General features: G+C 40.9%; 25 protein-coding genes, 5 tRNA genes and 1 riboswitch. Of the genes, 21 read left to right on the plus strand and 9 right to left on the minus strand.

Annotation, left to right across the window (positions count from 1 at the left end; all coding sequences use genetic code 11):
• Nucleotides 1–76 precede the first annotated feature (76 nt).
• The 3 genes from L1068_RS12100 to galU are packed head-to-tail and all read left to right on the plus strand — an operon-like array spanning nt 77 to nt 3024.
• Nucleotides 77–1033 carry a DHH family phosphoesterase gene (locus L1068_RS12100; protein WP_237130488.1) on the plus strand — a complete coding sequence of 319 codons (957 nt, stop codon included), beginning with the start codon at nt 77–79 and terminating at the stop codon, nt 1031–1033.
• An 18-nt stretch (nt 1034–1051) separates the two neighbouring features.
• A complete protein-coding gene (gene galE, locus L1068_RS12105) occupies nt 1052–2065 on the plus strand; it encodes a UDP-glucose 4-epimerase GalE (RefSeq protein ID WP_237130489.1) in 1014 nt (337 codons plus the stop codon).
• Between the two features lie 56 nt (nt 2066–2121).
• Nucleotides 2122–3024 (plus strand): UTP--glucose-1-phosphate uridylyltransferase GalU, encoded by a 903-nt coding sequence (gene galU / locus L1068_RS12110; protein ID WP_343221916.1) that lies wholly within the window; start codon nt 2122–2124, stop codon nt 3022–3024.
• A gap of 33 nt (nt 3025–3057) precedes the next feature.
• Here the strand turns inward: galU and L1068_RS12115 are convergent, their stop codons facing one another.
• Nucleotides 3058–3462 carry an acyl-CoA thioesterase gene (locus tag L1068_RS12115; RefSeq protein ID WP_237130490.1) on the minus strand — a complete coding sequence of 135 codons (405 nt, stop codon included), beginning with the start codon at nt 3460–3462 and terminating at the stop codon, nt 3058–3060.
• A gap of 129 nt (nt 3463–3591) precedes the next feature.
• On the opposite strand from L1068_RS12115, the gene L1068_RS12120 reads away from it, so the two are divergent.
• The 4 genes from L1068_RS12120 (at nt 3592) to L1068_RS12135 (ending at nt 7506) form a co-directional block, all read left to right on the plus strand.
• Nucleotides 3592–5727 carry a TonB-dependent receptor gene (locus L1068_RS12120; protein WP_237130491.1) on the plus strand — a complete coding sequence of 712 codons (2136 nt, stop codon included), beginning with the start codon at nt 3592–3594 and terminating at the stop codon, nt 5725–5727.
• Between the two features lie 128 nt (nt 5728–5855).
• Nucleotides 5856–6116, plus strand: a complete 261-nt coding sequence (locus L1068_RS12125; protein WP_100912601.1) for a YkoF family thiamine/hydroxymethylpyrimidine-binding protein — start codon at nt 5856–5858, stop codon at nt 6114–6116.
• The gene (gene pnuC / locus L1068_RS12130) at nt 6117–6731 is read left to right on the plus strand and encodes a nicotinamide riboside transporter PnuC (RefSeq protein WP_237130492.1); all 615 of its coding nucleotides are present in this window, start codon (nt 6117–6119) and stop codon (nt 6729–6731) included. It begins immediately after the preceding gene.
• The gene (locus L1068_RS12135) at nt 6724–7506 is read left to right on the plus strand and encodes a phosphotransferase (RefSeq protein WP_237130493.1); all 783 of its coding nucleotides are present in this window, start codon (nt 6724–6726) and stop codon (nt 7504–7506) included. The genes pnuC and L1068_RS12135 overlap by 8 nt, the downstream gene beginning before the upstream one ends.
• Here the strand turns inward: L1068_RS12135 and L1068_RS12140 are convergent.
• Nucleotides 7503–7685: a helix-turn-helix domain-containing protein gene (locus L1068_RS12140; protein WP_054979053.1), complete on the minus strand. Its 183-nt coding sequence runs from the start codon at nt 7683–7685 to the stop codon at nt 7503–7505. The genes L1068_RS12135 and L1068_RS12140 overlap by 4 nt on opposite strands.
• Nucleotides 7686–8122: 437 nt before the next feature.
• Here L1068_RS12140 and L1068_RS12145 point away from each other — a divergent pair.
• From L1068_RS12145 to L1068_RS12180, 8 genes are all read left to right on the plus strand, one after another.
• A tRNA-Arg gene (locus L1068_RS12145) sits at nt 8123–8197 on the plus strand.
• A 91-nt stretch (nt 8198–8288) separates the two neighbouring features.
• Nucleotides 8289–8405: riboswitch (TPP riboswitch) on the plus strand.
• Nucleotides 8406–8548: 143 nt separating this feature from the next.
• Complete coding sequence (thiC, locus tag L1068_RS12150; RefSeq protein ID WP_275419486.1) at nt 8549–10507, plus strand: phosphomethylpyrimidine synthase ThiC; 1959 nt, start codon at nt 8549–8551, stop codon at nt 10505–10507.
• Nucleotides 10508–10582: 75 nt separating this feature from the next.
• Entirely contained in the window at nt 10583–11584 is a 1002-nt protein-coding gene (locus L1068_RS12155; protein WP_237130494.1) for an FAD-dependent oxidoreductase, read from the plus strand.
• A gap of 9 nt (nt 11585–11593) precedes the next feature.
• Nucleotides 11594–11791, plus strand: coding sequence for a sulfur carrier protein ThiS (thiS, locus tag L1068_RS12160; RefSeq protein ID WP_237130495.1), 198 nt, complete (start codon nt 11594–11596; stop codon nt 11789–11791).
• On the plus strand, nt 11791–12576 hold the full coding sequence (locus L1068_RS12165; protein WP_138634693.1) for a thiazole synthase: 786 nt from the start codon (nt 11791–11793) through the stop codon (nt 12574–12576). The genes thiS and L1068_RS12165 overlap by 1 nt, the downstream gene beginning before the upstream one ends.
• A gap of 36 nt (nt 12577–12612) precedes the next feature.
• Nucleotides 12613–14127 carry a thiamine phosphate synthase gene (gene thiE / locus L1068_RS12170; protein ID WP_237130496.1) on the plus strand — a complete coding sequence of 505 codons (1515 nt, stop codon included), beginning with the start codon at nt 12613–12615 and terminating at the stop codon, nt 14125–14127.
• 2 nt (nt 14128–14129) lie between these two features.
• Nucleotides 14130–14882 carry a HesA/MoeB/ThiF family protein gene (locus L1068_RS12175; protein ID WP_237130497.1) on the plus strand — a complete coding sequence of 251 codons (753 nt, stop codon included), beginning with the start codon at nt 14130–14132 and terminating at the stop codon, nt 14880–14882.
• 185 nt (nt 14883–15067) lie between these two features.
• Nucleotides 15068–17275, plus strand: a complete 2208-nt coding sequence (locus L1068_RS12180; protein ID WP_237130498.1) for a M14 family zinc carboxypeptidase — start codon at nt 15068–15070, stop codon at nt 17273–17275.
• A gap of 40 nt (nt 17276–17315) precedes the next feature.
• Here the strand turns inward: L1068_RS12180 and asd are convergent, their stop codons facing one another.
• Both asd and rsgA read right to left on the minus strand, forming a co-directional pair.
• The gene (asd, locus tag L1068_RS12185) at nt 17316–18224 is read right to left on the minus strand and encodes an archaetidylserine decarboxylase (protein ID WP_054979062.1); all 909 of its coding nucleotides are present in this window, start codon (nt 18222–18224) and stop codon (nt 17316–17318) included.
• Between the two features lie 54 nt (nt 18225–18278).
• A complete protein-coding gene (gene rsgA, locus L1068_RS12190) occupies nt 18279–19334 on the minus strand; it encodes a small ribosomal subunit biogenesis GTPase RsgA (protein ID WP_054979063.1) in 1056 nt (351 codons plus the stop codon).
• 111 nt (nt 19335–19445) lie between these two features.
• On the opposite strand from rsgA, the gene orn reads away from it, so the two are divergent.
• From orn to L1068_RS12215, 5 genes are all read left to right on the plus strand, one after another.
• Nucleotides 19446–19991 (plus strand): oligoribonuclease, encoded by a 546-nt coding sequence (orn, locus tag L1068_RS12195; RefSeq protein ID WP_237130499.1) that lies wholly within the window; start codon nt 19446–19448, stop codon nt 19989–19991.
• Between the two features lie 250 nt (nt 19992–20241).
• Nucleotides 20242–20317: transfer RNA gene (locus L1068_RS12200), tRNA-Gly, on the plus strand.
• Nucleotides 20318–20456: 139 nt separating this feature from the next.
• A tRNA-Gly gene (locus L1068_RS12205) sits at nt 20457–20532 on the plus strand.
• Between the two features lie 105 nt (nt 20533–20637).
• A tRNA-Gly gene (locus tag L1068_RS12210) sits at nt 20638–20713 on the plus strand.
• Between the two features lie 52 nt (nt 20714–20765).
• Nucleotides 20766–20841: transfer RNA gene (locus L1068_RS12215), tRNA-Gly, on the plus strand.
• 317 nt (nt 20842–21158) lie between these two features.
• On the opposite strand, the gene L1068_RS12220 is transcribed toward L1068_RS12215, so the two are convergent.
• Nucleotides 21159–22058 carry a phosphoribulokinase gene (locus tag L1068_RS12220; protein ID WP_100912614.1) on the minus strand — a complete coding sequence of 300 codons (900 nt, stop codon included), beginning with the start codon at nt 22056–22058 and terminating at the stop codon, nt 21159–21161.
• A 124-nt stretch (nt 22059–22182) separates the two neighbouring features.
• Here L1068_RS12220 and L1068_RS12225 point away from each other — a divergent pair, with 124 nt between their 5' ends.
• Nucleotides 22183–23064: a hypothetical protein gene (locus L1068_RS12225; protein ID WP_237130500.1), complete on the plus strand. Its 882-nt coding sequence runs from the start codon at nt 22183–22185 to the stop codon at nt 23062–23064.
• A gap of 336 nt (nt 23065–23400) precedes the next feature.
• Here the strand turns inward: L1068_RS12225 and L1068_RS12230 are convergent, their stop codons facing one another.
• The 4 genes from L1068_RS12230 to L1068_RS12245 form a co-directional block, all read right to left on the minus strand.
• Complete coding sequence (locus L1068_RS12230; RefSeq protein WP_054979065.1) at nt 23401–24075, minus strand: hypothetical protein; 675 nt, start codon at nt 24073–24075, stop codon at nt 23401–23403.
• Between the two features lie 114 nt (nt 24076–24189).
• Nucleotides 24190–25539, minus strand: a complete 1350-nt coding sequence (locus L1068_RS12235; protein ID WP_237130501.1) for an FAD-dependent oxidoreductase — start codon at nt 25537–25539, stop codon at nt 24190–24192.
• Nucleotides 25536–26096 (minus strand): GNAT family N-acetyltransferase, encoded by a 561-nt coding sequence (locus L1068_RS12240; RefSeq protein ID WP_237130502.1) that lies wholly within the window; start codon nt 26094–26096, stop codon nt 25536–25538. The genes L1068_RS12235 and L1068_RS12240 overlap by 4 nt, the downstream gene beginning before the upstream one ends.
• The gene (locus tag L1068_RS12245) at nt 26089–26430 is read right to left on the minus strand and encodes a DUF2750 domain-containing protein (protein WP_237130503.1); all 342 of its coding nucleotides are present in this window, start codon (nt 26428–26430) and stop codon (nt 26089–26091) included. The genes L1068_RS12240 and L1068_RS12245 overlap by 8 nt, the downstream gene beginning before the upstream one ends.

Below are 26430 nucleotides of genomic sequence, written 5' to 3' on the forward strand. Positions count from 1 at the left end.
ATCTATGAATAAAAAGTTATTTGCATAATGTTGCTTAGGTCTACAAGATCTGTTTTATTTTTAAGTGCATATCATTATGAACTACGACGTATTTAACGGTGATGCCGATGGCATTATCGCTCTTCTTCAATTGCAGCTTGCAAATCCTACTGAAAGTAAAAAAATTACTGGTGTTAAACGCGATATTCAATTGCTTAAACAGGTAGATGTTAAGCCAAGTGATAAAATTCGCGTGCTCGATATCTCGATAGAAAAAAACCTGGAAGCACTTCATAAGTGTTTAGATACCGGTGCAGAAGTATTTTATGTTGATCATCATCGTGCAGGTAGTATTCCGCAAAATGATAAATTAGAAGCGCATATCGATTTAGACGCTAACACTTGTACAAGCTTGATTGTCAGTGATTTACTCGATAAGCAATATCATCTTTGGGCAATTACTGCCGCGTATGGCGATAATATGATTGCTACTGCCGATGTAGAAGCAAATAAACTCGGATTAACGCAAGAGCAAAAAGACAAGCTAAAAGCGTTGGGGGTTTATATTAACTATAACGGTTATGGTAGTTCGATTGAGGATTTACATTTTCACCCACAAGAACTGTTTGAATTATTGCTTGATTACCCATCACCTTTGCAAGTTATAGAGCAAAAAGATTCGATTTTTTACCAATTAGAATCGTTATATGAAGCGGATATGGCAAAGGCGCAAGCTGCGCAAGTGATGTATGAAAGTGATTCGGTTAAAGTTATTTTATTGGAAGATGCACCATGGGCAAGGCGTGTAAGTGGCGTTTTAGGTAATGAACTTGCAAACCAATCACCAAATAAAGCGCATGCGGTACTCACTCATCATCAAGAGTCGGGCTATACTGTGAGTATTAGGGCGCCATTAAATAATAAGCAAGGTGCAGACAAAGTAGTAACTCAATTTGCGACCGGTGGTGGGCGAGCAGCAGCAGCTGGAATAAACCAACTAAGTGAAAGTGAACTCACACGATTTTATCAAGTATTTGGCGATTACTACTCATAACGTTTAAGGGTTTAACAAATGACGGTACTGGTTACTGGTGGGGCGGGGTATATTGGCTCGCATACTGTAGTTGAGTTTTTGCAAACGGATTTTGATGTTGTGGTAATTGATAACTTATCAAATTCATCCGAAGAAGCGTTAAAGCGTGTTCAGCACATCACAGATAAGTCAGTAACATTTTATCAAGGTGATATTTTAGATTCTGACCTGTTAGATTCAATTTTTACCAAGCATAGTATTGATAGTGTTGTTCATTTTGCAGGGCTAAAGTCTGTGAATGAGTCTATTACCATGCCGCATAAGTATTATGAGAATAACGTTCAAGGCACGCTCAATCTGCTCGCAGCAATGGATAGAGCAGGTGTTAACAAATTAGTCTTTAGCTCGTCAGCAAATGTTTATGGTACACCCGAATCACTACCTGTAGTTGAAACCGCTCCGGTAGGGGGAACAAGTAACCCTTACGGAACATCTAAATACATGGTTGAACGTATTTTACAAGATTTAGCCGCATCAAATGAAAAATGGCGTTTTGCAATTTTACGTTATTTTAACCCAGTAGGTGCGCATAAATCAGGCCTGATTGGTGAAGATCCTAACGATATTCCAAACAATTTGTTGCCTTACATTTCACAAGTCGCTATCGGTAAATTGGATTGCTTAGGCGTGTTCGGTGATGACTACAACACGCCGGATGGTACAGGTGTACGTGATTATATTCATGTGGTTGACCTTGCACTTGGTCATTTAAAGGCGCTCAGCAAGTTAGAATCAGCTAGTGGGGCGTTAGTCTATAACTTAGGCACTGGTAATGGTTTCTCTGTACTTGAGATGGTCAAAGCTTTTGAAGTTGCGTCAAAAAGAACCGTTAAGTTTGAAATAAAACCGCGTCGTTCGGGAGATATCGCAATGAGTTATGCAAATCCTGAAAAAGCTAAAAATGAATTAGGTTGGGTAGCACAGCGCGGACTAGACGATATGATGGTCGATGCATGGCGTTGGCAAAGTCAAAACCCAAACGGTTATCAGTAGAAATCACTATTTTTTTATGCAAAAATTCCATCCATTAAAAAAATAATGGATTAACAGTGAAAGCAGTAATACCAGTAGCTGGCCTAGGCACCAGAATGTTGCCAATGACCAAAGCTATCCCAAAAGAGATGCTTCCTTTGGCAGACAAACCACTAATTCAATATATTGTTGATGAATGTGTCGCTGCGGGAATAAAAGAAGTTGTGCTTGTTACGCATTCGTCAAAGAATGCTATCGAAAATCACTTTGACACGTCATACGAGTTAGAGGCGACGCTTGAGCAGCGAGTGAAACGTCAATTGTTAGAAGATGTAAGATCGATTTGCCCAGAAGAAGTTACTATTATGCATGTTAGACAGGGTGAAGCAAAAGGGTTAGGGCATGCGGTGTTGTGTGCTAAACCGATTGTGAGAAATAACCCATTCGTAGTTGTTTTGCCTGATGTAATCCTTGATGAGAGTACGGCCAACCAAGGTAGTGAAAATTTATCTGCTATGGTTAATCGGTTTGAAAAATCAAAACATAGCCAGATTTTGCTACAAGAAGTGCCAAAGGAAGAAACTAATAAGTATGGCATCGCTGATATTGGTCAAGAGACAACAAAACCAGGTGATAACGCAGTAATTAATTCAATGGTTGAGAAGCCTGAAATTGACAAAGCTCCGTCAAATTTAGCTGTTGTAGGGCGATATGTGTTATCAGATAATATTTGGCCGTTATTGGAAAATACACCTGTAGGAGCCGGTGGAGAAATTCAACTTACAGATGCAATTGATAAGCTTATTGAACGTGAAATTGTTGAAGCACATCATATGAGTGGTAAAAGTCATGATTGCGGCGACAAACTCGGCTATATGAAAGCATTTGTAGAGTACAGTCTTAGACATAGTAATTGCGGAGCTGATTTCAGCCAATATCTTACTAGTAAATTTAGTGAATCTTCACCTTTACTTAAATAAAAAAGGATGCTCACGCATCCTTTTTAATGATTATTACTCGCTGCCATTTAAAGGGAACAGGTCATTGATCTCATCGGGTAAAAAGGGCCTGCCTTTTTCATTTACTGATGTGCCAATAACAAGTGCCTCTATAGCTACTTTGTTATCTTTTTTTCTCACAACGCGTTGGCGAAAACCAAATTTTAGTTTTGAAATGCGTTCTGGGCTCACTTCAACATAAAACTCGTCGCCCGGTTGCAATGAAGTTTTAAAATCAATTTCACTACGTATTACCACCAAGTTAATTTTATCGGCAGCTAGTTTGGCAAAATCGACATTGTTAGCATATAAAAACTCGTGGCGTGCATGTTCTAGGTAATTAAAATACACACCGTTATTTACAATGCCTTGTAAGTCACATTCGTAATCTCTTACTTTTAGTTCTATTCGAAAAGTCATAAATTATTACTCAAAATCTTTTTTAGCAGTTTACCTAAATCTTTGATTAAAGAGGTATGACTTATGCTCTCAGATACGAACTTTTCTCGCTTACACAATTAACTTCTTATAAACTATGCGGCAATTACTATGTATCAAAGATGGGATGCCAAAGTGAAAACTAGCTTAAAACTCGTTTCTGCAGCTATTCTCGCGTCAATTTCAGCAACCAGTGTTGCTAATCAAGAATCAGACAATATTGAAGTTATTACTGTTACTGGTGACTTTAAAAAAGAAAGTATTCAAACGTTAAGCGCAAGTGTGCATGTACTTGGTGAGCAAGATATTGCAATGCGTAATGCCGTGCATTTGGATGAAATGCTAAATACGGCTGCTAACGTTAATTATACGTCTGGCGCTTCGCGTGGACGTTTTATTCAAATTCGTGGTATCGGTTTACGTTCGCAATTTGTTGACCCGATTAATCCATCAGTAGGGTTATTAATTGATGGCATTAATTACTCGGGTTTAGGTGGCGCAGCGTTGTTGTTTGATACACAACAAGCTGAAATTTACCGAGGCCCTCAAGGAACACGCTTTGGCGCAGACGCGCTGGCAGGCATGATCCACATTGATACAAGCGAAGCAACGACAGATACACGCGCTAAGTTGCAGCTCGGTGCCGGAAATTACAATTCCTATAACCTAGGTATTGCTGCTGGTGGCGGTATTGATAATGTTGTTGGTATGCGTGCTAGCGTGTACCAAAATAGCTCAGATGGTTATGTTGATAACATTTACTTAAATGAGTCTACCCAAGATCAAGATGAACTGGTTGCACGTTTTAAAGCAAAAACAGATTTCAGCGATGTGTTTGTTAGTGAATTTAATCTACATTATATCGATATTGAAAATGGTTATGATGCGTTTACCCTCGATAATTCACGTAAATCAGTGGCTGATCAGCCAGGGCAAGATAACCAGGAAAGTTACGGCGTTAGCTGGCGTAATAATTTCTCAGGTTTTGATAGTTTTGATATCAACTTTAATGTAACGGCATTAAATGCAGACACCCTCTATAGTTTTGATGAAGACTGGGTGTGTAAAGATGTTAAAAAGCCCGAGGTATGCCGTGCAGGTCTTCACCCAGGCGGCTACAGTTCAACCGATGCCTATTTACGAGATCGTCAACACCGCTCCGCTGAGTTAAACCTGCAAAGTAAAGATGGCAGCTGGATTGCTGGGGTGTATTATCAAAGTAAAGACGTTGATTTAACACGCGCCTATACATGGCAAGTACAAGACTTTGAGTCAAACTATCAAATAGATAACATTGCTGTATTTGGTCAATTGGAAACACGCATTGATGATCGTACGGTTTTGATTACGGGCTTGCGTGCAGAAAATTACCAAGATGATTACTTTGATAACAATGGCTTTTCAGAATCAGGTGATGATTCAATGGTAGGCGGAAAACTTGCACTTGAGCACCAAGTAAACCAGCAAGCAATGATCTATACCAGCCTCACCAGTGGCTATAAAGCGGGTGGTATCAACGGTGAAGCATTAGCAAAAGCTCGAGATGAAGGCGTAGATCAACGTTTCTTTGAAACCATTAAATATTTTGACCCCGAGTATTTATGGAGTGGTGAATTTGGCGTTAAGGGAATGTCTAAAGATCAGCGCTTAGTACTTAGATTGGCCGCATTTTACATGTACCGCGATAATATGCAGGTTAAAGCTTACAAAGGATATAAAGCGACGGAAAATTCAACCCCCATATTCGTAAGCTATTTAGGTAATGCGGGTAGTGGTCGCAATTATGGTTTGGAAATTGATGGTCGTTACCAACTTAGCGAGCGTATTAGTTTAAATGGCGCTGTTGGTTACTTACGTACCCGCATGGATGATTTTGCGAATGCTGATGGCGAAAGCAAAGACGGTCGCGAACAAGCCCAGGCTCCGCGTTACAACTACGCGTTCTCGGCACGTTTCGATGCCACTGAAAACTTGTATGTTAATTTAGGCATTGAAGGTAAAGACGATTACTATTTCTCAGATAGCCATGACGCAAAAGCCGACAGTGTAAACTTGGTGAATGCTAAAGTTGGTTACGCCCTAGACTCATGGGAAGTCAGTGCATGGGTGCGCAATATGTTTAATCAAGACTATGCCACGCGCGGTTTTGAATTTGGTAATGATCCGTACAATTACGATGAAATCCATACTTATGTGCAATTTGCTGAGCCGCGTATGGCTGGTGTAAGTTTTACCTATCAGTATTAATTCAATTATAAGTAATGTATTTGGGTTTCAGATGTGGCTGTTAGGCTCTTCTGAAACCTGAAACCTGAAACCTGAAACCTGAAACCTGAAACCTGAAACCTGAAACCTGAAACCTGAAATTAAAAGCTATGAAATTATCTGTAGAAATTAGTAAATACCCGCTGCATCAAGATTATATTCCATTTATTAAAGGGTTTATTGACCGTTTAAACGCGAACGCAAACCTAGAAGTGATTACTAATACCATGTCTACGCAGGTGTTTGGTGACTACGATGAGGTAATGAACGCAGTAACGAGTGAAATTAAACGTTCTCACCAAGAATTTGGTAAGGCAATTTTTGTGTGTAAATTTATTGGTGGTGATTTATCACCTAACAAAGAGGTGTAAATGGAATTTTTATCACAAGCCTTAAGCGGTTTTACAGCAATGAGCTATTGGGAATATATCGCGGTAGCGCTTGGCCTTGCTTACTTAGTGTTTGTGATGAAAGAAAGCTTGTGGGCGTGGCCTTGTGCCTTTGCAAGTACCTTTATTTACACTCTGCTATTTTGGAACGGAGCTTTATTAATGGAGTCATTGCTGAATTTTTATTATTTGGCAATGGCGGTTTATGGTTTCTATTGTTGGAAAAATGGTAAAGAAAAAAAAGAATTACCCATCTCAAGTTGGCAGTTTAATACCCACCTTATCATTATCACTGTAACCAGTTTAATTGCACTAGCCTTGGGTTATGTGATGGATAATTACACGCATGCAGATTTTGCTTACCTAGACTCCTTTACTACCTGTTTCGCGGTAATGACTACTTACTTAGTTGCCAAAAAGGTACTTGAAAACTGGCTTTACTGGCTAGTGATTGATGCGGCATCTATTTATCTGTATCTACAAAAAGGGTATTACCCAACAGTTGTACTATTTGCGATTTATACTGGCATGGTGATTTGGGGCTATTTGCAATGGCGCCAGCATTTTCAGCTGCAAAGAGAGTTGGCTTTTGCTTAATCAATGCCAAGACTACCTAGTTAAACTTGGATTAGAGTTTGTAGCTAAAAAAGCGCTTTATCTTACTCAAGGCGTTAACAATACCTGTTTTCGGGTTGAAACCCAGTGTGGAAAAACTCTGCTATTAAAGCATTTTGATCGTGAAAATAACTTCAAAGTGACTTTAGTTGAGCTGCATTTAGCAAAAGAAGATGTTGTGCCAAGCGTTATAGCGACTAGTGAAAAACATAAGCTGATTGCTTATCAATTTATTGAAAGCGTAGAGTTTAATAAATCGCTTCACCTTAAATCGTTAGTCGCAAAACTAGTTGTTTTACACAATTTGAATAGTGACTATGACTATGAAGAGATAAATCTAAGTACACTCTTTAGTAGTTACACTGAGCTAGCAGAATATAAAAACTATCAAACAACAATTAATCAATTACTTGCGAAGTTAGAAGATTACCCATATGAGCTTGGCGTGTGTCATAACGACTTAGTGCGAGAAAATCTAATTTTTTCAAATAAAACGAGTTGGTTAATCGACTTTGAATATGTGGGGATTAACGATGTTTACTTTGATTTAGCAGCGCTTTGTAGCTCACTGATACTTAATAACAATGACAAAAAACACTTGCTTGCATGCTATTTTAAGTTGCCGAGCGTGTCTTCACAGCAACTAGAAAAGCTAGACTTATATCAGCAGCTTTATAACTTCATTTGTTACTTTTGGTATTTAAAGCATGGCTTTAAAAACCATGCTTTAGCACTAAAACCGTTTATAAACGATTAAATACCACCAATACGCTCAGCTAATTCTTTATAGCGTTTTACATCGTCTTCTTTAAATTTGGCATTGCCTGCATCGTCTTTTTCAGCCGCAATTAATAAGCTTTCACGCTCTAAACGACGGACGCGTTCTTCTTTTACACCAAGAAATTCTGCAACTTGTTCTGTAGTCATTAATGCCATTTTGTTCTCCTAGTAATTAGGGTCTGTTGATCTTTAAAGTTCGTTTTTGCAGCAGTTTGACTGGCTTTTATACAAGGCAGAGGCTGCGTGGCATGGTTATTCCATGTGAGTCAGCCGATAACACTGTAAAAAAGCCAATCAAGCGCTGCCTCTCGGCTCTTTTGAGCGCACTTTTCTTGTTGTTGTTCGATATTCGCTTAGATGACTAGGCCACACATCGAACGCCGCGATAAAAGCACGCTCAAAGAGAGCAAAAATAGAACCGCAAAGGTCAACAGACCCTAGGCATGCTTAAAGTGAATCTTTTAATTAAAGCGTTTTTTATTAAAAAATGCGAGTAAATTACAACTTAATTGTAACTATCTTGTTGATATATTAGCCAAGTGAGTTTTCATTAGCTGGTAATTAGGTAGTTTAGCCATTATTATTGTCGCCGTGCTCTCGTGGTGAAATGGATATCACGTGGCCCTCCGGAGGCCGAGTTCTAGGTTCGATCCCTAGCGAGAGCGCCAATTCTTATTTGGCACAGTCAATTACTTCTCCATTGGTCTTATCAGCGTAATCTTTTATTGCGTCGCTTAGAATAAACGCATAGAATTCAGTCGTTACTTGTCGGAGTGCCTTTTACTTTTTAAGTAAAACTAAGGCTGAGATCGCATTAGCGGGATCCGTGAACCTGAATAGATTAGCATCTACGTAGGAAACAAGCAGCTTGGTGGCAAGCGTTTGTTTGCCATTTGGCAAAAAACCTTTTCACTGTTGTCTTAATTATATTAAGAACTGCCTCCTAGGCGCTGTGTGCGCTTCAATCATCACGAACTTTGGCAAGACCGTCACTCGATTTAATTATTTAAAGGTGCGTCATGTCACAAAGTAATACTAAGCCAGCAAATCAAATGAGCCGTCGCGAAGCGCGACAAGCAGCATCTGATTATATATACAACCTTAAAACTCAGCCGTTTCCTAATTCTCAAAAAACTTATGTGGAAGGTGAAAACCCAGGCGTACGCGTTGGTATGCGCGAAATCACATTAAGTGATACTTTCGCTGGTGGTACTGAAGAAAACCCTATTTTTGAAAAGAACGAACCGGTGCGTGTTTACGACACATCGGGCCCTTATACTGATCCGAATGCTGAGCTGAATGTTGAAGTTGGTTTACCAAAATTCCGTCAAGCGTGGATTGAAGGCCGTGATGATACTGAAGAGCTAGTGTCTGTAACCTCGCAATACACACAGCAGCGAATGGCTGACGAAGGGTTAGATCATTTACGTTTTGAGAATTTACCAAAAGTGCGCTGTGCTAAAGCGGGTAAAAACGTTACGCAAATGCATTATGCGCGTCAGGGAATTATCACACCAGAAATGGAATACGTTGCGATTCGTGAAAATATGGGCCGTGAAAAAATTCGTGAAGAAATTTTAGCGCAGCAACACAAAGGCGAATCGTTTGGTGCGGAGCTGCCAGATTTTATTACACCAGAATTTGTTCGTGATGAAATTGCACGCGGCCGTGCGGTATTACCAAATAATATCAACCACCCAGAATCTGAGCCAATGATCATTGGCCGTAACTTTTTAGTTAAAGTTAATTCAAACATTGGTAACTCGTCAGTATCAAGCTCAATTGAAGAAGAAGTTGAAAAGCTTGTATGGTCAACACGTTGGGGCGCTGATACGGTAATGGATTTATCGACTGGCCGTTATATTCACGAAACACGTGAATGGATTGTGCGTAACTCGCCAGTACCAATTGGTACCGTACCAATTTATCAAGCGCTTGAAAAAGTAAACGGTGTAGCAGAAGACCTAACTTGGGAAATCTTCCGTGATACGCTCATTGAACAAGCAGAGCAGGGTGTGGATTACTTTACTATTCACGCCGGTGTTTTACTTCGCTATGTACCAATGACGGCAAAACGTGTTACCGGTATTGTATCGCGTGGTGGTTCAATTATGGCGAAATGGTGTTTAGCGCACCATAAAGAAAACTTCTTATACACTCACTTTGAAGAAATCTGTGAAATTTTAAAGCAATACGATGTGTGTTTCTCACTCGGTGATGGCCTGCGCCCAGGCTCAGTAGCTGATGCAAACGATGAAGCGCAATTTTCAGAGTTACGTACATTAGGTGAGCTAACTCAAATTGCTTGGAAACACGATGTGCAGGTATTCATCGAAGGCCCAGGTCACGTGCCAATGCATATGATCAAAGCCAATATGGACGAGCAGCTTAAGCATTGTCATGAAGCACCATTTTATACCTTAGGTCCACTAACAACCGATATTGCACCGGGTTATGATCACTTCACATCAGGCATTGGGGCAGCGCAAATTGCTTGGTACGGCACAGCAATGCTTTGTTATGTAACGCCAAAAGAGCATTTAGGTTTACCGAATAAAGATGATGTTAAAGAAGGCCTTATTACTTATAAGATTGCAGCGCATGCAGCAGATTTGGCAAAAGGTCACCCAGGTGCGCAAATTCGCGATAACGCACTTTCTAAAGCACGTTTTGAGTTCCGTTGGCACGATCAGTTTAACCTTGGTTTAGATCCTGAACGCGCGCTTGAGTATCATGATGAAACCCTTCCGCAAGAGTCAGGCAAAGTTGCACATTTTTGTTCAATGTGTGGTCCTAAATTCTGTTCGATGAAAATCACCCAGGAAGTGCGTGATTACGCGAAAGACTTAGAAAATCAGGGGGTCGATATTTCAGATGCGAATGCAATTGAAATCAAAATGATTGATGTTGAGGCAGAAATGAAAGCGAAATCAGAAGAGTTTAAATCGGCTGGTTCTGAAATTTATCAGAAAGTGTAAAACAGTAATAAGCATTCAGAATTCAGTAAGTAAAGGTACTGAATTCTGATTATTCATTAACTGCTTGGGCGTATTATGACAGCAACTTCACAGCGAAAAAAAATAGCGATTTTAGGTTACGGCTTAACGGGGCGCTTAGCGGCTTTACAGCTTTATCAACAGCATCAGGTATCGGTGTTTGAGTCAGGTAAGGTAACTGGTGAGCAAAGTGCAGGTTTTGTTGCGGCAGCCATGCTTGCACCGTTGGCTGAATCGGTATTATGTGAAGCTGATTTAGCAGAGCTTGGCTTGCAGGCGATACCACTGTGGCAGTCGATCCTTGAATTGTTAGACGAGCCGGTGTTTTTTCAACAAAACGGCAGCTTAGTGGTTGCACATCAGCAAGACAAAGGCGATTTAGACTCGTTTGCGAATCGCTTAAAGCCGCTGGCAGAGCAAAGTGCTCAGCAACTGAATAGTGCGCAGCTTGCAGAACTTGAACCATCCCTTGCTGGGCGTTTTCATCAAGGTATTTATTTACCATGTGAAGGTCAGCTTGATAATCGAGCGTTTTTTGCGGCAAGTTACCAACAAGTAAAAGACAAGGTTACTTTCTTTGATTCGTTTTCAGGCAATATTAACGAAAACCACTTTGATGTGATTTTGGATTGCCGTGGCTTAGGTGCTAAACCTTCGCTTAATAACCTTCGCGGTGTTCGCGGTGAAGTAGTGCGCTTGTATGCGCCAGAAGTGACGCTTAATCGCCCTGTACGATTAATGCACCCTCGCTATCCAATCTATATTGTGCCAAAGCCAAATCATGAATTTGTAATTGGCGCGACAGAGATTGAATCGCAATCAACAAAGCCTATGACGCTGCGTTCTGCGATGGAGTTGTTGTCGGCTGCGTATACAGTGCACAGTGGCTTTGCTGAAGCCGAAATACTTGAAATGCAAGCAGGGCTAAGGCCAAGCCTGCCCGATAACCGCCCATTGGTTGAAAAACAAGGTAAGCGCATAGTGATTAATGGCTTGTATAGACATGGTTATTTACTGGCGCCAAAAGTGGTTGAAATGGCGCTTGAACAGATTAACTAAGAGTGCAAAATGAATTTAATAATTAATGGCGAAAAGCGCGATGTTGAAAGCAATACGACGTTGCTTGCTTTGCTATCGCAGTTGGGTGCGAGTGAACCCTATGCGGTGGCGGTAAATCAAAGCTTTGTGCCGCGTGAACAGTGCGAAGGCATCAAATTGGCTGATGGCGATCAGATTGAAATTCTCTCGCCAATACAGGGGGGCTAATGGATAAACCGTTAACTATTTATGGGCAAACGCTGTCGAGCCGTTTATTTATTGGCTCAGCCTTGTATCCATCTCCAGCAGTAATGCAGCAATCAATTAAGGCATCGGGTGCTGAGGTGGTGACGGTATCGTTGCGCCGCCAAGGAACTCTTGAAGCCGGTAATGACTTCTGGCAATTGATAAAAGATACCGGCCTTAAAGTATTACCCAATACCGCAGGTTGTCATAGTGTGCAAGAAGCCGTAACCCTTGCCAAAATGTGCCGCGAAGTGTTTCAGACTAATTGGATTAAGCTTGAGCTTATTGGTGATGAGTATAATTTACAGCCCGATCCGATTGGTTTACTGGAAGCGACAAAACAACTAATTGACGACGGTTTTGAAGTGTTACCCTATTGCACTGATGATTTAGTGATTTGCCAAAAATTAGTAGATTTAGGGTGTGAAGTACTGATGCCGTGGGGCGCGCCAATTGGAACAGGTAAAGGATTGTTAAATCCGTATGCGTTAAAAACCATTCGTGAGCGTTTACCCAATACCACATTACTTGTGGATGCAGGACTTGGCTTACCTTCACACGCAGCAACCGCAATGGAAATGGGGTATGATGCGGTACTATTAAATAGTGCGGTAGCGCAAGCGGGCGACCCAATTGCAATGGCAAAGGCTTTTTCTCTTGCGGTAGACGCAGGCAGAATCGCTTATGAAGCCAAAGCAATGCCAGAAAAAGAGGTTGCAAAACCATCAACCCCTACAATGGGCATGCCTTTTTGGCATCAGCAGTAAATCGCACAACATAAATCAGTTTTAAATTGGGATCTAATGGGTAATTTAATTTGGACTATTGCTGGCTCTGACGCTGGCGGCGGCGCGGGTATTCAAGCTGATATAAAAGCAGCGCAAAGTTTTGGTGTGCATGCATGTAGTGTTATTACGGCGCTTACAGCGCAAAATAGCATGGGCGTTGAAGAGATCAATAGTGTGGCAATCAAGGTGATTGAATCCCAACTTGATGCCCTTGAGCAAGATGTACAACCTAAAGTGATTAAAATTGGCATGCTTGCCAATGAACAGCAAGTAGAGTTCATTGCTAATACACTTAAACGCTACAAAACCACATGGCAAACGCCACCAGTTGTTGTTTACGACCCTGTAGCGGTAGCCTCAAGCGGTGACAGTTTAACTGAAGAAGATATTCTACCGGCGATTAAAACCCATTTATTACCACAAGTCGATGTGATCACACCAAATACACAAGAAACGCAAATTCTTACCGGTGTGTATTTAATTGGCCCAAGTGCAGTGCAAGATGCAGCGAAAGCGTTTAAAGAGTTAGGTGTACCAAGTGTGCTGATAAAAGGCGGCCATTGGGATTATCCAAAAGGCTATTGCATCGATTATGGTGCTCATCAAGGTGAAGAGTATTGGCTAGGCAATAAAGCAATTAACACACCGCACAGTCATGGTACAGGGTGTTCCTTTGCTTCCAGTGTTGCAGCCAATCTCGCGAAAGACTATCCGCTGAATGATGCCTTTATTCTTGCTAAAGCCTATATTAATCAAGGCTTAAAGCATGCAACACGCTATGGTCAAGGTATCGGCCCAGTGGCTCATTGTGGTTTTCCACACGATATAAATGACTACCCAGAAGTGATTGAAGCGGATTCGTGGCTAGGTCAGGAACTAGATCTAGAAATGGATTCTGAGCAAGTCAGTGCCCGTGATTTTGCAAAAATAGAAACGCGTAATTTAGGTATTTACCCCGTGGTTGATTCAGTTGATTGGATTGAGCGCTGTTTAAAAGCGGGTATTAAAACCATTCAGCTGCGTATTAAAGATAGCAGCGATGCTGATCTTGAAGAAAAAATCGCAACCGCGATTACCCTTGGTAAAAAATACGACGCGCGCTTATTTATCAATGATTATTGGCAATTAGCAATAAAGCATGGTGCTTACGGTATACATCTTGGCCAAGAAGATATTTCGGTCGCTAATTTAGCTGAAATTAAACAAGCAGGCATTCGCCTAGGTGTCTCTACTCATGGTTTTTATGAAGTGCTACGTGCTCATAATTATCGCCCAAGTTATTTGGCTTTTGGTGCAATTTATCCAACCACAACCAAAGATATGACCGGGCAAATTCAAGGCCTTGAAAAGTTAAAACACTTTGTACCACTAATGCATGATTATCCTGTAGTGGCAATTGGTGGCATAGACTTAAACCGTGCTGAAGAGGTTGCAAAAACTGGCGTTGGCAGTATTGCGGTTGTGCGCGCAATTACAGAAGCAGCTGACCCGGAAGCGGCCATTGTTGAACTTGAAAGTGTATTGAAGTAATCATGTCATCGTTATCAAACCAAGAACTAATTCGTTATTCTCGCCAGTTACTATTGCCAGAAATTGACGAAACTGCGCAACTTAAATTAAAAGTGGCACGCGTATTAATTATTGGTTTGGGTGGCCTTGGTTCTCCCGCAGCGTTTTATTTGGCAGCATCGGGTATCGGACAGCTAACGTTGGTCGACCATGATGAGGTTGAGTTGTCTAATTTGCAGCGGCAAATTCTCTATAAAGTCAGTCATATTGGGCAAAGTAAAAGCAAAGCCGCGGGCAAAACGCTGCAAGCGCTGAATAACCAAATATCACTATCAACTATCTCAGAACAATTGGATGAGCATAATGCGAAGTTGCTTATCGAAGATTGTGATTTAGTACTTGATTGCAGTGATAATTTCAAAACACGCTATTTAGTTAATCGCCTTGCTAAGCAGTTTGCTAAACCGCTTGTTTCCGGTGCTGCTATGGGCTGGCAGGGTCAGCTTTGTATTGTTGATAATAGAGGAAATGACGCCCCTTGTTATGAGTGTTTATTTCCAAATGACAATCAAAATCATGCGCAAAACTGCGATACCTTGGGCGTTATCAGCCCGCTGCTAGGTGTAATTGGCGCACAGCAGGCAATCGCCGCAATACTTTTACTGTTGGGTGAAGATAACTTACCGCAGTTTTTACAATTTGATGCTCGAAGTTTTAAGCAAAGTGCTTTTGCATTTACCACGTCAAAAACCTGTACAGTGTGTAACAACGTATAAGGCTGGCTGAATTCATACCCAGTTAGAGTAGATACGATTCTACGTAATACTACCTTTCATTTACATTTCCCAACGTTATGATATTTGTGTTTTTACCCGAATTAGGTATTTTAGTTTATATCAATTCTGTTAAGCATGTGAACAGCTACTTAAGTGAATTGGTATTCATGCTAATTGGAGGGAACATGCTTAGAAAATTATTAATTTCGGGTTTAATGCTTGGTGCTACAAATGCAATTGCAAGTGTGCAGCCATCACAACACTATTTAGTCACTTTTCCTAATTCAGATATTGAAGCCAAAGCTAAGATAAGTTTGCATCATAATTTAATTGGCGATCGTCCAAATGGTGTATTGTTTACGCTTAGCAAAGAAGAACAATCCTTATTAAAGCGCTTTGGTGCAACTTTGCAACCAGCAGAACATCTGGCAAAGCAATTTTTAACCAAGCAACAAAACATTTTTGATAAGTTGACTAGCAACAGCACGGGAATACCAGGTTTTAGCTGCTACGCAACGGTAGAAGAAACTTTTCAGCAAGTGGATGATTTAGTAGCAGCTCACCCCGAATACACAGAACTGGTAGATATTGGTGATTCATGGCAAAAGCAAAACAAAGGTGAAGGCTACGATTTAAAAGTTTTAAAAATCGGTAAAAAAGATTTAGTTAATCCGCCAATTTTATTTATTCAAAGCGCAATGCATGCCCGAGAGCTAGCTACAGCCGCATTGACATTAGATTTTGCCAAACAGTTATTAGCAGAGCGTGAAACCAATGCTGATATCAACTGGATTTTAGAAACACAGCACATTCATATTCTCTTTCAAACAAACCCCGATGGACGAAAAATTGCGGAAACAGGCGTTTCTCAGCGTAAAAATGTTAACGAAAATCATTGTTTAGAGGCCAATGTTGGTGTTGATTTAAATCGTAACTTTAGCTTTGGCTGGGGCTCGGTTGATGGCGGCTCTAGTGGTGATGCATGTTCTGCAACATATCGGGGAGATAGCCCAGGTTCAGAGCCTGAAGTGGCTGCAGTTGAGAGCTATGTTCGTAGTATTTTCCCTGATCAACGCGGGCCAAATATTAGCGATGCAGCGCCTGAAAATACTCAAGGCTTGTATTTAGACATTCACAGCTACAGTCAGCTTATTTTATGGCCTTGGGGTGGCAGCTATGATGCTGCGCCAAATGCCAAAGGGTTAGAATCGTTAGGTCGAAAACTTGCGTATTTTAATGACTATCGACCAATGCAATCGGTAGGTTTATACCCGACCGATGGTACTTCAGATAATTTAGCTTATGGTGAACTTGGTATTGCACATATTACCTTTGAATTAGGTACCGCGTTTTTCCAATCGTGTGGTTATTATGGTGCGTTAATCAAGCCAGATAACTTAAAGGCACTACTTTATGCAGCTAAGGTAACAAAAGCGCCTTATCAGTTAACACAGGGTCCAGATATTGCCGATATAAATTTGGCGTTGAATGCGCAGCAGCAAATAGTTTTAAAAGCGAACGCAACGGATGCACGCTTTAAAAACAATAGCTCCTGGCCAATGCAAAATATTTCTAAGGTAAGGTATGCGGTTAATCAGCTGGTGTCAGATGACAATCAACAGCTGGCGATGTTTAGTGATGGTAACGCAGATAGCATCACCGAGCAGTTTGAGATTGTGATTAACAACAATCAACTAATCGACAAAAAAGCAATTGTGTATATGCAAGCGCAGGATAGTGATGGCTATTGGGGCACGATTACGGCACAAAGTATTGATACGAATCCGCCAAGTGTGGCAGGAAACGTTGTGTGTTCTGGCGCTAAATGCCAATTTAATGTGGAAAACCCAGTAAGTGGCTTCAACTACAAATGGCAACTGTCTAGCGGCGATGTGCTCGAAGGGGAAGAGGCGACACATATATTGCCTTCACTTGGCAGTTATTCTGCAACCCTTGTTGTGACTAACTCTATTGGTGTGTCAAATAGCTTAGCTATAGACTTTAATGTTACAGAGTTATTTGCGCCAGAAGCTGTTGTTTCACACCTGTGTAACTATTTAGCGTGTGAGTTTGATGCATCGCTTAGTACCGATGCTGATAGCAACACGTTAAGTTATGCTTGGAAAGCGGAAGACGCATCGGCGAGTGGAATGTTATTCTCGCATAGCTTCTCTCAAGCAGGCAGCTATAAAGTTGAGTTAGTGGTAACTGATGAGCATGAGCAAGAGGCGCGTTATGAGCTAGATTTAAAGGTTGAAGCTGAGCCAGAGCCAGTGCCTCTTCCAGAGGTACCAGAAGACGTTAAAAAGGATTCGTCTGGCAGTAACTCATGGTTAATGTTGTTTATTCTTACTGCTGGCGCAGTGATAAGAAGACAGCGCGTAAAACATTAAAAAAGGGAGCGGTTGCTCCCTTTTTTGATTTTAGTACTGATTACTCTTCAGTAGGCGCGTCAGCTTGTTCGTTTTGCTCTTCTTTATTTTTGATTTTCGCAAATGGCGTACCCATGCGCGTTACTGTACCTGCAACTTCACCATCAAGGAAATCAGCTACTTCAGAACCCCAAGCTAAGATAACGGTAGAGCCCAATTTAAAGCGGCCCATTTCATCACCTTTATTTAAAATAAGTTGATTGTGGCCATTTTCAGGGTAATCCCATGTGAATACGTCTTTACCTGCTGGTGGTGTTACTGTACCAGCCCAAATGGTTTCGATGCTGGCTACAATGGTTGCACCCACTAAAACCATAGCAAGAGGGCCAATTTCAGTATCAAAAATAGCAACTACACGCTCATTGCGTGAGAACAAGTTTGGTACATTTTCAGCGGTAAGTGGGTTTACCGAGAATAAATCACCCGGTACATACACCATTTTGCGCAGTTTACCGCCAATTGGCATATGAATGCGGTGGTAGTCTTTTGGTGCTAGGTAAATAGTCGCAAATTTACCGCCTTGAAACGGCGCTGCTACATTTTCATCACCACCCAATAATTCTTGCAAGCTAAAGTCATGACCTTTTGCTTGAATCAAGCGATCATCAACTACGTCACCAAGTTGCGAAATTTTACCATCTACAGGGTGAGCGATTATGTCTTTATCTTCCGCAATTGGGCGCAGGCCGTCTTTTAATGGACGAGTGAAAAATTCGTTAAAGGTTTTATAGTGAGCCGGATCTTCGTATTTGGCTTCGCTCATATCTATGCCGTATTGCTTAATAAAGCTTTTAATTAAGCTGGTGGTTAGCTTGCCTGCTTGTGCTGCTGCTAATTTACCCACTAAGCGAGATATAAGGTGTTTTGGCATGGCGTACTGCGCGCCAATTTTGAATTTATCTAAACTCACGAGGTCGTATCCCTAAAAAATTTTTCGTATTTTACATCAAGTTGTTGAATGACTCTATACTCTTGGATTGCGCGCACCCGCACGACCATCTTCCATTGATTCTAAAATGCGATGGTAGCTATCAAAGCGTAATTCGCTGATTTTACCTTCGTCAACGGCTTCACGAATAATGCAGCCTGGATCGTCAAGGTGTTTGCAGTCTCTAAATTTACAGCCACCAATAAACTCACGGAACTCTTTAAAGCACCAAGTTACGCGGTCATTTTCTAAATGCCATAAGCCAAACTCTCGAATTCCAGGTGAGTCGATTAAATCACCACCCGAGGCTAAATGATGCAGTGTTGAAACCGTTGTAGTGTGCTGACCTAAGCCTGAAACTTCAGATACTTCTTGGGTTAAGATATTCGCGTCGGGTAATAGGCTGTTCACTAATGTGGACTTACCAACACCTGACTGGCCAACAAAAATGCTGCTTTTATCTTTTAATAATGCTTTAAGTTCTTCGACGCCTTGGCCTGTTTTATTACTAATGAAATACACTTGATAGCCAATATCGCGATAAATATCGAGTACTTCATCTAAGTATTCAATGCCTTCGTCATCGAGTAAATCAACTTTATTAAGCACTAAAATTGGCTCTATTCCCATATCTTCACAGGCTACTAAGTAGCGGTCGATGATATTGGGAGTAAATTCGGGTAATACGGCCGATACCATTAAAATTTGGTCAATATTGGCAGCAACCACTTTTACACCGTCGTAAAAGTCAGGGCGCGTAAGCTGGCTGGTGCGTTCTTCAACAAGTTCAATTACTCCTGCTAAATCACCTTCGCTTACTTTTGCAGGACGAAAAATAACGTTGTCGCCACAAACAAGGCTTTTAATTGTTCGGCGAATATTGCAGCGCAGGATCTCGCCTTCAGCTGTTTCAATATCAGCATGTTGACCAAAGCGGCTGATCACTCTGGCGTTTTGTTGCGGACCAAGATTATCGCTTTGCCAAGATTGCTCTTCAGTCTGCTGATTACCTTTAGCCTGCTTTAAACGCTTTTGATGGTTTGCGCTAATTCTGCGAGATTGACCTTTGCTGAGTTTTTTCCGTTTTGCCACTTTTAGCCTATAACTTAAATAACACTTAAAAAAAGCGTTTTATCTATTGAAGAAGCATAATATGATATATCCAAATTCATTAAATCGAAAGGAAAGCACCGCTAGGTAGTTATGGCTTTTCATGAATCTAATTTAATTTGGCTTGATTTGGAAATGACCGGATTAGAGCCAAGCCAAGATCGCATCTTAGAAATTGCTACAGTAGTAACAGACTCTGAGCTTAATGTTTTAGCTGAAGGCCCTGTAATTGCAGTCCATCAGTCAGAGGAAGTACTGGCCGGTATGGACGAGTGGTGCACTAATCAACACGGTAACTCGGGTTTAACTGAACGTGTTCGCAAAAGTAAGCACAGCGAAGAAATGGCAATTCGCGAAACCATCGCATTTCTCGAAAAGTGGGTGCCAAAAGGTGTTTCGCCAATGTGTGGTAACTCAATTGGACAAGATCGACGCTTTTTAAACGTATATATGCGCGAATTGGAAGATTACTTTCACTACCGCAACATTGACGTTAGCTCAATTAAAGAGCTAGTAAGACGTTGGTCGCCAGACATGCTTAACCTTGTTAAAAAGCAAGGCACACACTTAGCGCTTGACGATATTCGTGAATCAATCGCTGAATTACGTGTTTATCGCCAAAATATCTTCAAAATTTAAAAAATTTTAGCTTTGCTGCTTGCAAAGCTAAATTCTTTATGTAAAATCACGCCCCGCTTAGACGATAAAAGACTTTAAGCATTGGTATGCGAGTACAGTTCAGCTGCTCGAGGTGATAGATGCGACTAAGGTTGCGCTAATGCTAAGTTAAAAAACGGTTGATTGGAATGCGAGTATAGCTCAGCTGCTCGATGTGATAGATGCGACTAAGGTTGCGCTAAAGCTAAGTTAAAAAACGGTTGATTGGAGTGCGAGTATAGCTCAGCTGGTAGAGCGCGACCTTGCCAAGGTCGAGGTCACGAGTTCGAACCTCGTTACTCGCTCCAAATTTTTGGAAAGTGTTGATAGGTACTTGGTTATGCCAAGGTCGAACTTTTAATATTAAGAGTTCAAACCCCGTTACTCGCTCCAAATACAATAGATTAAGACACCCAGAACGTTTTAATCTTATATCTGCATGATTATGCGAGTATAGCTCAGCTGGTAGAGCGCGACCTTGCCAAGGTCGAGGTCACGAGTTCGAACCTCGTTACTCGCTCCAATCATTCAAAAATGCATTATGTAATACGAGTATAGTTTAGCTGCTCGAGGTGATAGGTGCGACAAGTCACGCTATAGCCAAGTTAAAAAACGGTTTACATGGAATGCGAGTATAGCTCAGCTGGTAGAGCGCGACCTTGCCAAGGTCGAGGTCACGAGTTCGAACCTCGTTACTCGCTCCAAAATTTTGGATAGTGTTACTCACACCAAAAATACTAAAATGCATATCGTGACGCGAGTATAGCTCAGCTGGTAGAGCGCGACCTTGCCAAGGTCGAGGTCACGAGTTCGAACCTCGTTACTCGCTCCAACTATTCTTCAAGTAAATCCTGATAAATAAAACGCAAAGGTCGAACTTTTAATATCAAGAGTTCTAACCACGTTACGCGCTCCAATTCATCTTAAAGTAAATTAAGATAAATTAATTGCCCAGGTTTAAATTTCAACACCAAGTGTTCTAACTTTATTACAGTTTGTGGAGAAATTAGATATAAATATTTCAGGGTTCAGAAATGTAATCTAAATTTTTTTAGAAATCTCAAATCTCAAATCTCAAATCTCAAATCTCAAATCTCAAATCTCAAATCTCAAATCTCAAATCTCAAATCTCAAATCTCAAATCCAGTTTTAAATTGGCAAAGAGTTTTGCCTTAAATCTTGCAAAGCACGCTTTTTATTAATGATATCTTCAATAAGAGGTCGTAGGATAAGCTCCATTGCTAAGCCCATCTTTCCGCCTGGTACCACCATGGTATTCATACGTGACATAAACGCGCCATTGATCATTTGTAAATAGTACGGAAAATCTACATCATCAATGCCGCGAAAACGAATAACCACAAAGCTTTCATCAAGTGACGGGATATCTTTTGCGCTAAATGGGTTTGATGTATCAACTGTTGGCACACGCTGAAAGTTAATATGGGTGCGAGAAAACTGTGGTGTAATATGGTTAATATAATCATCCATAGAACGCACGATAGAGCCCATTACAGCTTCATGTGAATGGCCTCGGTCTTGTGTATCGCGAATAAGTTTTTGGATCCATTCAAGGTTAATAATAGGAACCATGCCAATTAGCAAATCAACATGGCGTGCAACATCAACATCGTTGTCTACTGCACCACCATGTAATCCTTCATAGAATAAAATATCAGTGTCATTTTCAAGGTCTTGCCATGGCGTAAATGTGCCGGGTAGCTGGTTGTAAGGAACAGCTTCGTCAAAGGTATGCAAATAGCGGCGGCTTTTACCCGAACCAGTATTGCCGTAGTCAGTAAATAACTGTTCTAACGATGCAAGATCGTTGGCCTCTGTGCCAAAATAGCTAATATGCTTGCCTTCTTGATGCGCTTCGCGAATACGTTTATCCATTTCAGGGCGTGTATAGCGGTGAAAGCTATCTCCCTCAACAAATGCCGCATTAATATTTAAGCTGCGGAAGATGTGTTTAATTGCATTGGTTGATGTGGTCGTTCCTGCACCGGATGAACCTGTGATTGCAATAATGGGGTGTTTGGCTGACATAGAGCACACTATTTTTAGTTGTTTATGTGTTTATATCTGGGCGGCAGTGATTGGTCAAGTTTGTCTTTATTACCATAGCTGTGATATTAATGGAAAAAACACGCATAATAGTTTGAAAATAATAATGAAAAAGACAGTGATCTTTGCTTTGTTGGCATCTGTGTGTAGCACTACTTTTGCTAGTAATACAGCATCGAGTTTACCAAATACCGATGTGTTTTTAGTTAAACTCAACAACAATAAACTCGTTAGCGCTAAAAATATCTCTAACCGTCTTGGATACGATAATCAACCTAACTTTATTGATGGTGGTTTGCTTTATACCGCAGGGCTGCAGACGGGAGAACCGTGGCAAACAGACGTAATGCTTTACGATTTCAAAACCAAACAAACAACGAATTTAACCAACACCAAAGTTAGTGAATATTCGCCAACAAAAGTGCCAAATGAAGACAGCTTTTCAGTTATTTTAGAAGAGCATGATGGTAGCCAGGAGTTGTGGCAGTACGGTTTAAATAAGCCAAAGGCTGCCAAATTATTACGCAAGGAAGTCGGTAAAATTGGTTATCACGCTTGGGGAAGAAATTACGACTTAATTACTTTTGTGCTCGGAGAGCCACATTCCCTTTATTTTGGTAATACACAAAAACAAACTGGTAAACCTGTTGCTGGTAATATAGGTCGCACTTTAGCGTTTAATCAAACGCTAAATGTGTACTCATTTAGCCAATATAAAAATAATCAGCAGTGGATTACGTTATTTAATAGCGAAGACCATTCATTTAAACCTGTATTGCAGCTGCCCGAAGGTGTTGATTATTATGCTTGGCAAGGTGATGATGCGCTGATTTATGGTAAAGAAAATGTAATTTATCGTTGGTCATTAAACAGTGCTAAAAAGCCAAGCAAATGGCTTGATTTAAGTGCACACTGTGAACATAAAGTTACACGATTAAAATATCAAAAAGAGACCGAGTTATTGGCTTTTGTCTGTGATAGAAGTTAGAGCGTGTTGATATTTGCTGCCTATTTCTGCAGCAGTTTATTTGTCATTTAGACGAGGCAGAGCGATTGTGGTGTCGTTATTTTACATAAATGAGCGATAAAGACTTTGTGCTCCCGCAAAGTCACCTTACCCTGCATCCACATAAGGCAATACAGTATAAACGCCAAACAAGCGCAGCCTAAAAGGTTCAACCCAAAGCGTTTTGTTCTTTGTTGTTGCTTCTTGACTTAGCCCGCTAGGCCTACAAAGCAACGCCGCGATCAAAACGCTTTGGATTTGAACAGAATTTAGACCACAAAGATCAACACGCTCTAGTTTTGGGGTTAAAAATCGCGCCTAGTGTCTATCACAAAAGCGTTGCCATGAAATACTGCCTGGCAGCGCTCTCACACCACGGATAATCTGCCACAATAATTTGCTGTTTTCGAACTCGGTCTGTGCGTAGTCCTTAAACCCCATTAAATAATTAAATGCATCTTTGCTACCAGCTTGAATGGATGAAATGCGAATTTGCGCTTCAAAGTTCAATCGAAACGAGCTAATGGCCGCTTTTCTGCCATCTAAATCAATATTAGGGATATGGCATTTTTGCAAGTAACCCGCACGTTCACCTTCACCTGAGAACCATATGCGCACTTTTTCACTGTAACGGCCAGACTTTGCAGGCAAGTCGAACATTAAGCGTTGCTGCCCTTGTTGCTTTAAAAAGTGAAGATAGTCTAAAAAACCATGCTCAATAAGCATGGGGTGCACAGGAATACGACGTGGTTTTATTTTGTTATTGGTATGAAAGTCAAAAAAGTAATGACCATCTTGCTTCGTTACATTATCCAGTGTGAGTTGACCAATTTCGTCACTAAATGTGCCAGTGTAATAGCTTATTAATGGCAGCCAAAAGTGCCAATGCTTAGCTTGTTCTCGTGGCATTTTGTGGTCGCCATAAATATACCCTTTGAATAAGGTATGAATTTCCATATTAGTAAAAGGGCGGCGGCCTAAATGGGTTTTCACTGAATATCCAATAAATGAATGAGTTAGCAACTATTTTAGCAAATATTGGTGGAATAACTAGGGCTTAGGTTATTACTGAGTGAAATCGTTAAATAATGCGCATAAGCGCACTATTTAATAAAAGCGGTCTTTCACTTGTGCATATTGATAATAAGCAAACTGTCCTAGCCGTTTAAAATGCGGAAAAGGTAAGTAGGGGAGAGGTGTGTTGTAAAGAGGTAAGTTTGGTACTGTTTTACCTGCTACCATTTGAGCCATGCGATAGCCAGCCTGCGCACTAAACGACACACCAGCACCACAATAACCCAGTATAAAGCCAAGTTTGCCGTCAAAATTAATGTGCGGCATATCATCGAGAGCGGCGGCAATAAAACCATTCCAGTAATAATCATGCTCGATATTACCAAGGCTTGGAAAACAATCGCTTAGGCCCTTTTTTAAGTTGGCTAAATACACTGATTTATTTTGATGTTTGGCATAAACAGCCCCGCGACCACCGAATAAAAGCCGGTTGTCTGGCAATAATCGGAAATAGTATTTTAGTGTTCGCGTGTCCATACATACTTGGTTGGTTTGTAGGCCTGATTCTGCTAATTGTTGTGCTGTAAGTGGCTTAGAGACAAATATGCTGCTTAAAATAGGCAAATATCGGTTGTTAATAGCCTTATGTGTTAGTTTGCTATTGTATGCATTGCCCGCGATAACTAATTTATTGCAGCTTAGTTGGCAGCCATTAATTGATAATTGAAAGCCACTTACTGTTTCCGTTATATTTTCAACTAACGCGTTTTCAAACAGGGTTACACCGCTCTCAAGCATCGCAGTACGATAGCCAAGTAATAACTTTAATGGATTCACACCAAAACTATCGCTGTAGCGCAGTGCGCCATAGGCTTGTTGATTTTTCATGTAGTGCGCACTGAGCTCGTCTTGACTCAGCCATTGGCAAGGCGGTGTGCTTGAACTTTGCAAGTGTGTTTGAATGTATTCAGCTTGGGCATTTAAGGTTTGCAATGCATTTTGATTATGTGCAATTTTTAAATAACCATTTTCTTGTTTATCACATGCAATATTATGTTTTGCAATAAGTTGCTCGACGCGATTTACAGCATCACTGAATTCGGCATAAATCCCTTTGCTAACATCGACTCCCCACTTCTCGGTCATTTGAGGGTAACTTAAGCGACCTGAGCCTTTAAGTACAAAGCCTGCATTTCGAGCACTGGCACCAAAACCTACCTGATTGGCTTCAAGTACGCATACATCTAAGTGATGTTCAGTTGCTAAATGATATGCAGTTAAAAGCCCCGAATAACCGCCGCCAATTATTGCAACATCAAACTGCTGTTGACTGGTTACGCTTGATCTAGCAGTTGGCAAATCAATAGTACTGGCCCAATAACTAGGGGCAAAGGCTTGTCCTTGGCAGTGAAGATGTTGCAGCGGATCGTATAATTGGCTCATGAAAATTCAATCACCATTTCTGCCGCACTGCAGTAGCAAGGTACGCCGCAAATAGTGCAGTGATAATTCTCTTCAATGCTGTAGTTATACCAGCGATTTTTGTGCTCTTTAATCAATTTTCCGCCTGCATTAGTAAAATATTTTACCGCACCATTGCCAGGGCTTTGTTGCCATAAGTGGCCAATACCCGCTTTGGCACCTTGTTGCTTGAGTGCTTCGATTGATGCATTTAATAGCTTAGGGCCAATGCCTTTACCTTGTTGATTAGGAGCAACGGCAATACATTTAAAGTACGCCATTTTATCTTCTTGGCAAGGCCATAAAGACGGGCTACACCATTTATCAAGTGGCCATTGATTGGCGGCATAACTCAAGCGTAGGCCCACGACGTTACCATCTTCTAATGCAATAAAGTTGGCATTGATACCACTTTTGGTTGCCTTGCTTTGCATTTCAATTAAGTTTGCTAAATCAAGGTAGTTGTCGCCGTGGACTAAGTTAGCAAGCGCAATCGCTTGCTGATAATAGTGTTCAGTAAGAGGGATAATTTTAATCATTTGAAAGTGCTTCAAGCAATGAATCGGCTTCTAGCTCAATTGCGATTTGTTCGTCACTTAAGTCTAAACCAATAAGTAGCTCATCTTCTCTAAGGTGCGGTAATAAATCCACTACGTCATCAAAGTTGATTTCGATAACGTTAAAGTGTTGCCATTCGCCTTTGCACTGTTGTTGCGCCATTTCTGATGATGACCAAATTAACAGTGCATCGCGCTCATCATTAAATTCTGACTGCGCGATTAGTAAACCACTTTCACTTGATAGCACAAATGCTTGTTGTGACTGTTTTAACTGGTTTACAAAGTCATTAATGCGTTCTAAATGTTCGCTCAT

The sequence above is a fragment of the Pseudoalteromonas sp. MMG024 genome, from assembly GCF_021654175.1.
GTDB lineage: Bacteria > Pseudomonadota > Gammaproteobacteria > Enterobacterales > Alteromonadaceae > Pseudoalteromonas.

Excerpts from the sequence above, each read along its gene's own strand:
- L1068_RS12100 (WP_237130488.1), top strand. The coding sequence starts at position 77 with ATGAACTACGACGTATTTAACGGTGATGCCGATGGCATTATCGCTCTT.
- galE (WP_237130489.1), top strand. The coding sequence starts at position 1,052 with ATGACGGTACTGGTTACTGGTGGGGCGGGGTATATTGGCTCGCATACT.
- L1068_RS12115 (WP_237130490.1), bottom strand. The coding sequence starts at position 3,462 with ATGACTTTTCGAATAGAACTAAAAGTAAGAGATTACGAATGTGACTTA.
- L1068_RS12120 (WP_237130491.1), top strand. The coding sequence starts at position 3,592 with ATGTATCAAAGATGGGATGCCAAAGTGAAAACTAGCTTAAAACTCGTT.
- L1068_RS12125 (WP_100912601.1), top strand. The coding sequence starts at position 5,856 with ATGAAATTATCTGTAGAAATTAGTAAATACCCGCTGCATCAAGATTAT.
- pnuC (WP_237130492.1), top strand. The coding sequence starts at position 6,117 with ATGGAATTTTTATCACAAGCCTTAAGCGGTTTTACAGCAATGAGCTAT.
- L1068_RS12140 (WP_054979053.1), bottom strand. The coding sequence starts at position 7,685 with ATGGCATTAATGACTACAGAACAAGTTGCAGAATTTCTTGGTGTAAAA.
- thiC (WP_275419486.1), top strand. The coding sequence starts at position 8,549 with ATGTCACAAAGTAATACTAAGCCAGCAAATCAAATGAGCCGTCGCGAA.
- L1068_RS12155 (WP_237130494.1), top strand. The coding sequence starts at position 10,583 with ATGACAGCAACTTCACAGCGAAAAAAAATAGCGATTTTAGGTTACGGC.
- thiS (WP_237130495.1), top strand. The coding sequence starts at position 11,594 with ATGAATTTAATAATTAATGGCGAAAAGCGCGATGTTGAAAGCAATACG.
- L1068_RS12165 (WP_138634693.1), top strand. The coding sequence starts at position 11,791 with ATGGATAAACCGTTAACTATTTATGGGCAAACGCTGTCGAGCCGTTTA.
- thiE (WP_237130496.1), top strand. The coding sequence starts at position 12,613 with ATGGGTAATTTAATTTGGACTATTGCTGGCTCTGACGCTGGCGGCGGC.
- L1068_RS12175 (WP_237130497.1), top strand. The coding sequence starts at position 14,130 with ATGTCATCGTTATCAAACCAAGAACTAATTCGTTATTCTCGCCAGTTA.
- L1068_RS12180 (WP_237130498.1), top strand. The coding sequence starts at position 15,068 with ATGCTTAGAAAATTATTAATTTCGGGTTTAATGCTTGGTGCTACAAAT.
- orn (WP_237130499.1), top strand. The coding sequence starts at position 19,446 with ATGGCTTTTCATGAATCTAATTTAATTTGGCTTGATTTGGAAATGACC.
- L1068_RS12220 (WP_100912614.1), bottom strand. The coding sequence starts at position 22,058 with ATGTCAGCCAAACACCCCATTATTGCAATCACAGGTTCATCCGGTGCA.
- L1068_RS12225 (WP_237130500.1), top strand. The coding sequence starts at position 22,183 with ATGAAAAAGACAGTGATCTTTGCTTTGTTGGCATCTGTGTGTAGCACT.
- L1068_RS12235 (WP_237130501.1), bottom strand. The coding sequence starts at position 25,539 with ATGAGCCAATTATACGATCCGCTGCAACATCTTCACTGCCAAGGACAA.
- L1068_RS12240 (WP_237130502.1), bottom strand. The coding sequence starts at position 26,096 with ATGATTAAAATTATCCCTCTTACTGAACACTATTATCAGCAAGCGATT.
- L1068_RS12245 (WP_237130503.1), bottom strand. The coding sequence starts at position 26,430 with ATGAGCGAACATTTAGAACGCATTAATGACTTTGTAAACCAGTTAAAA.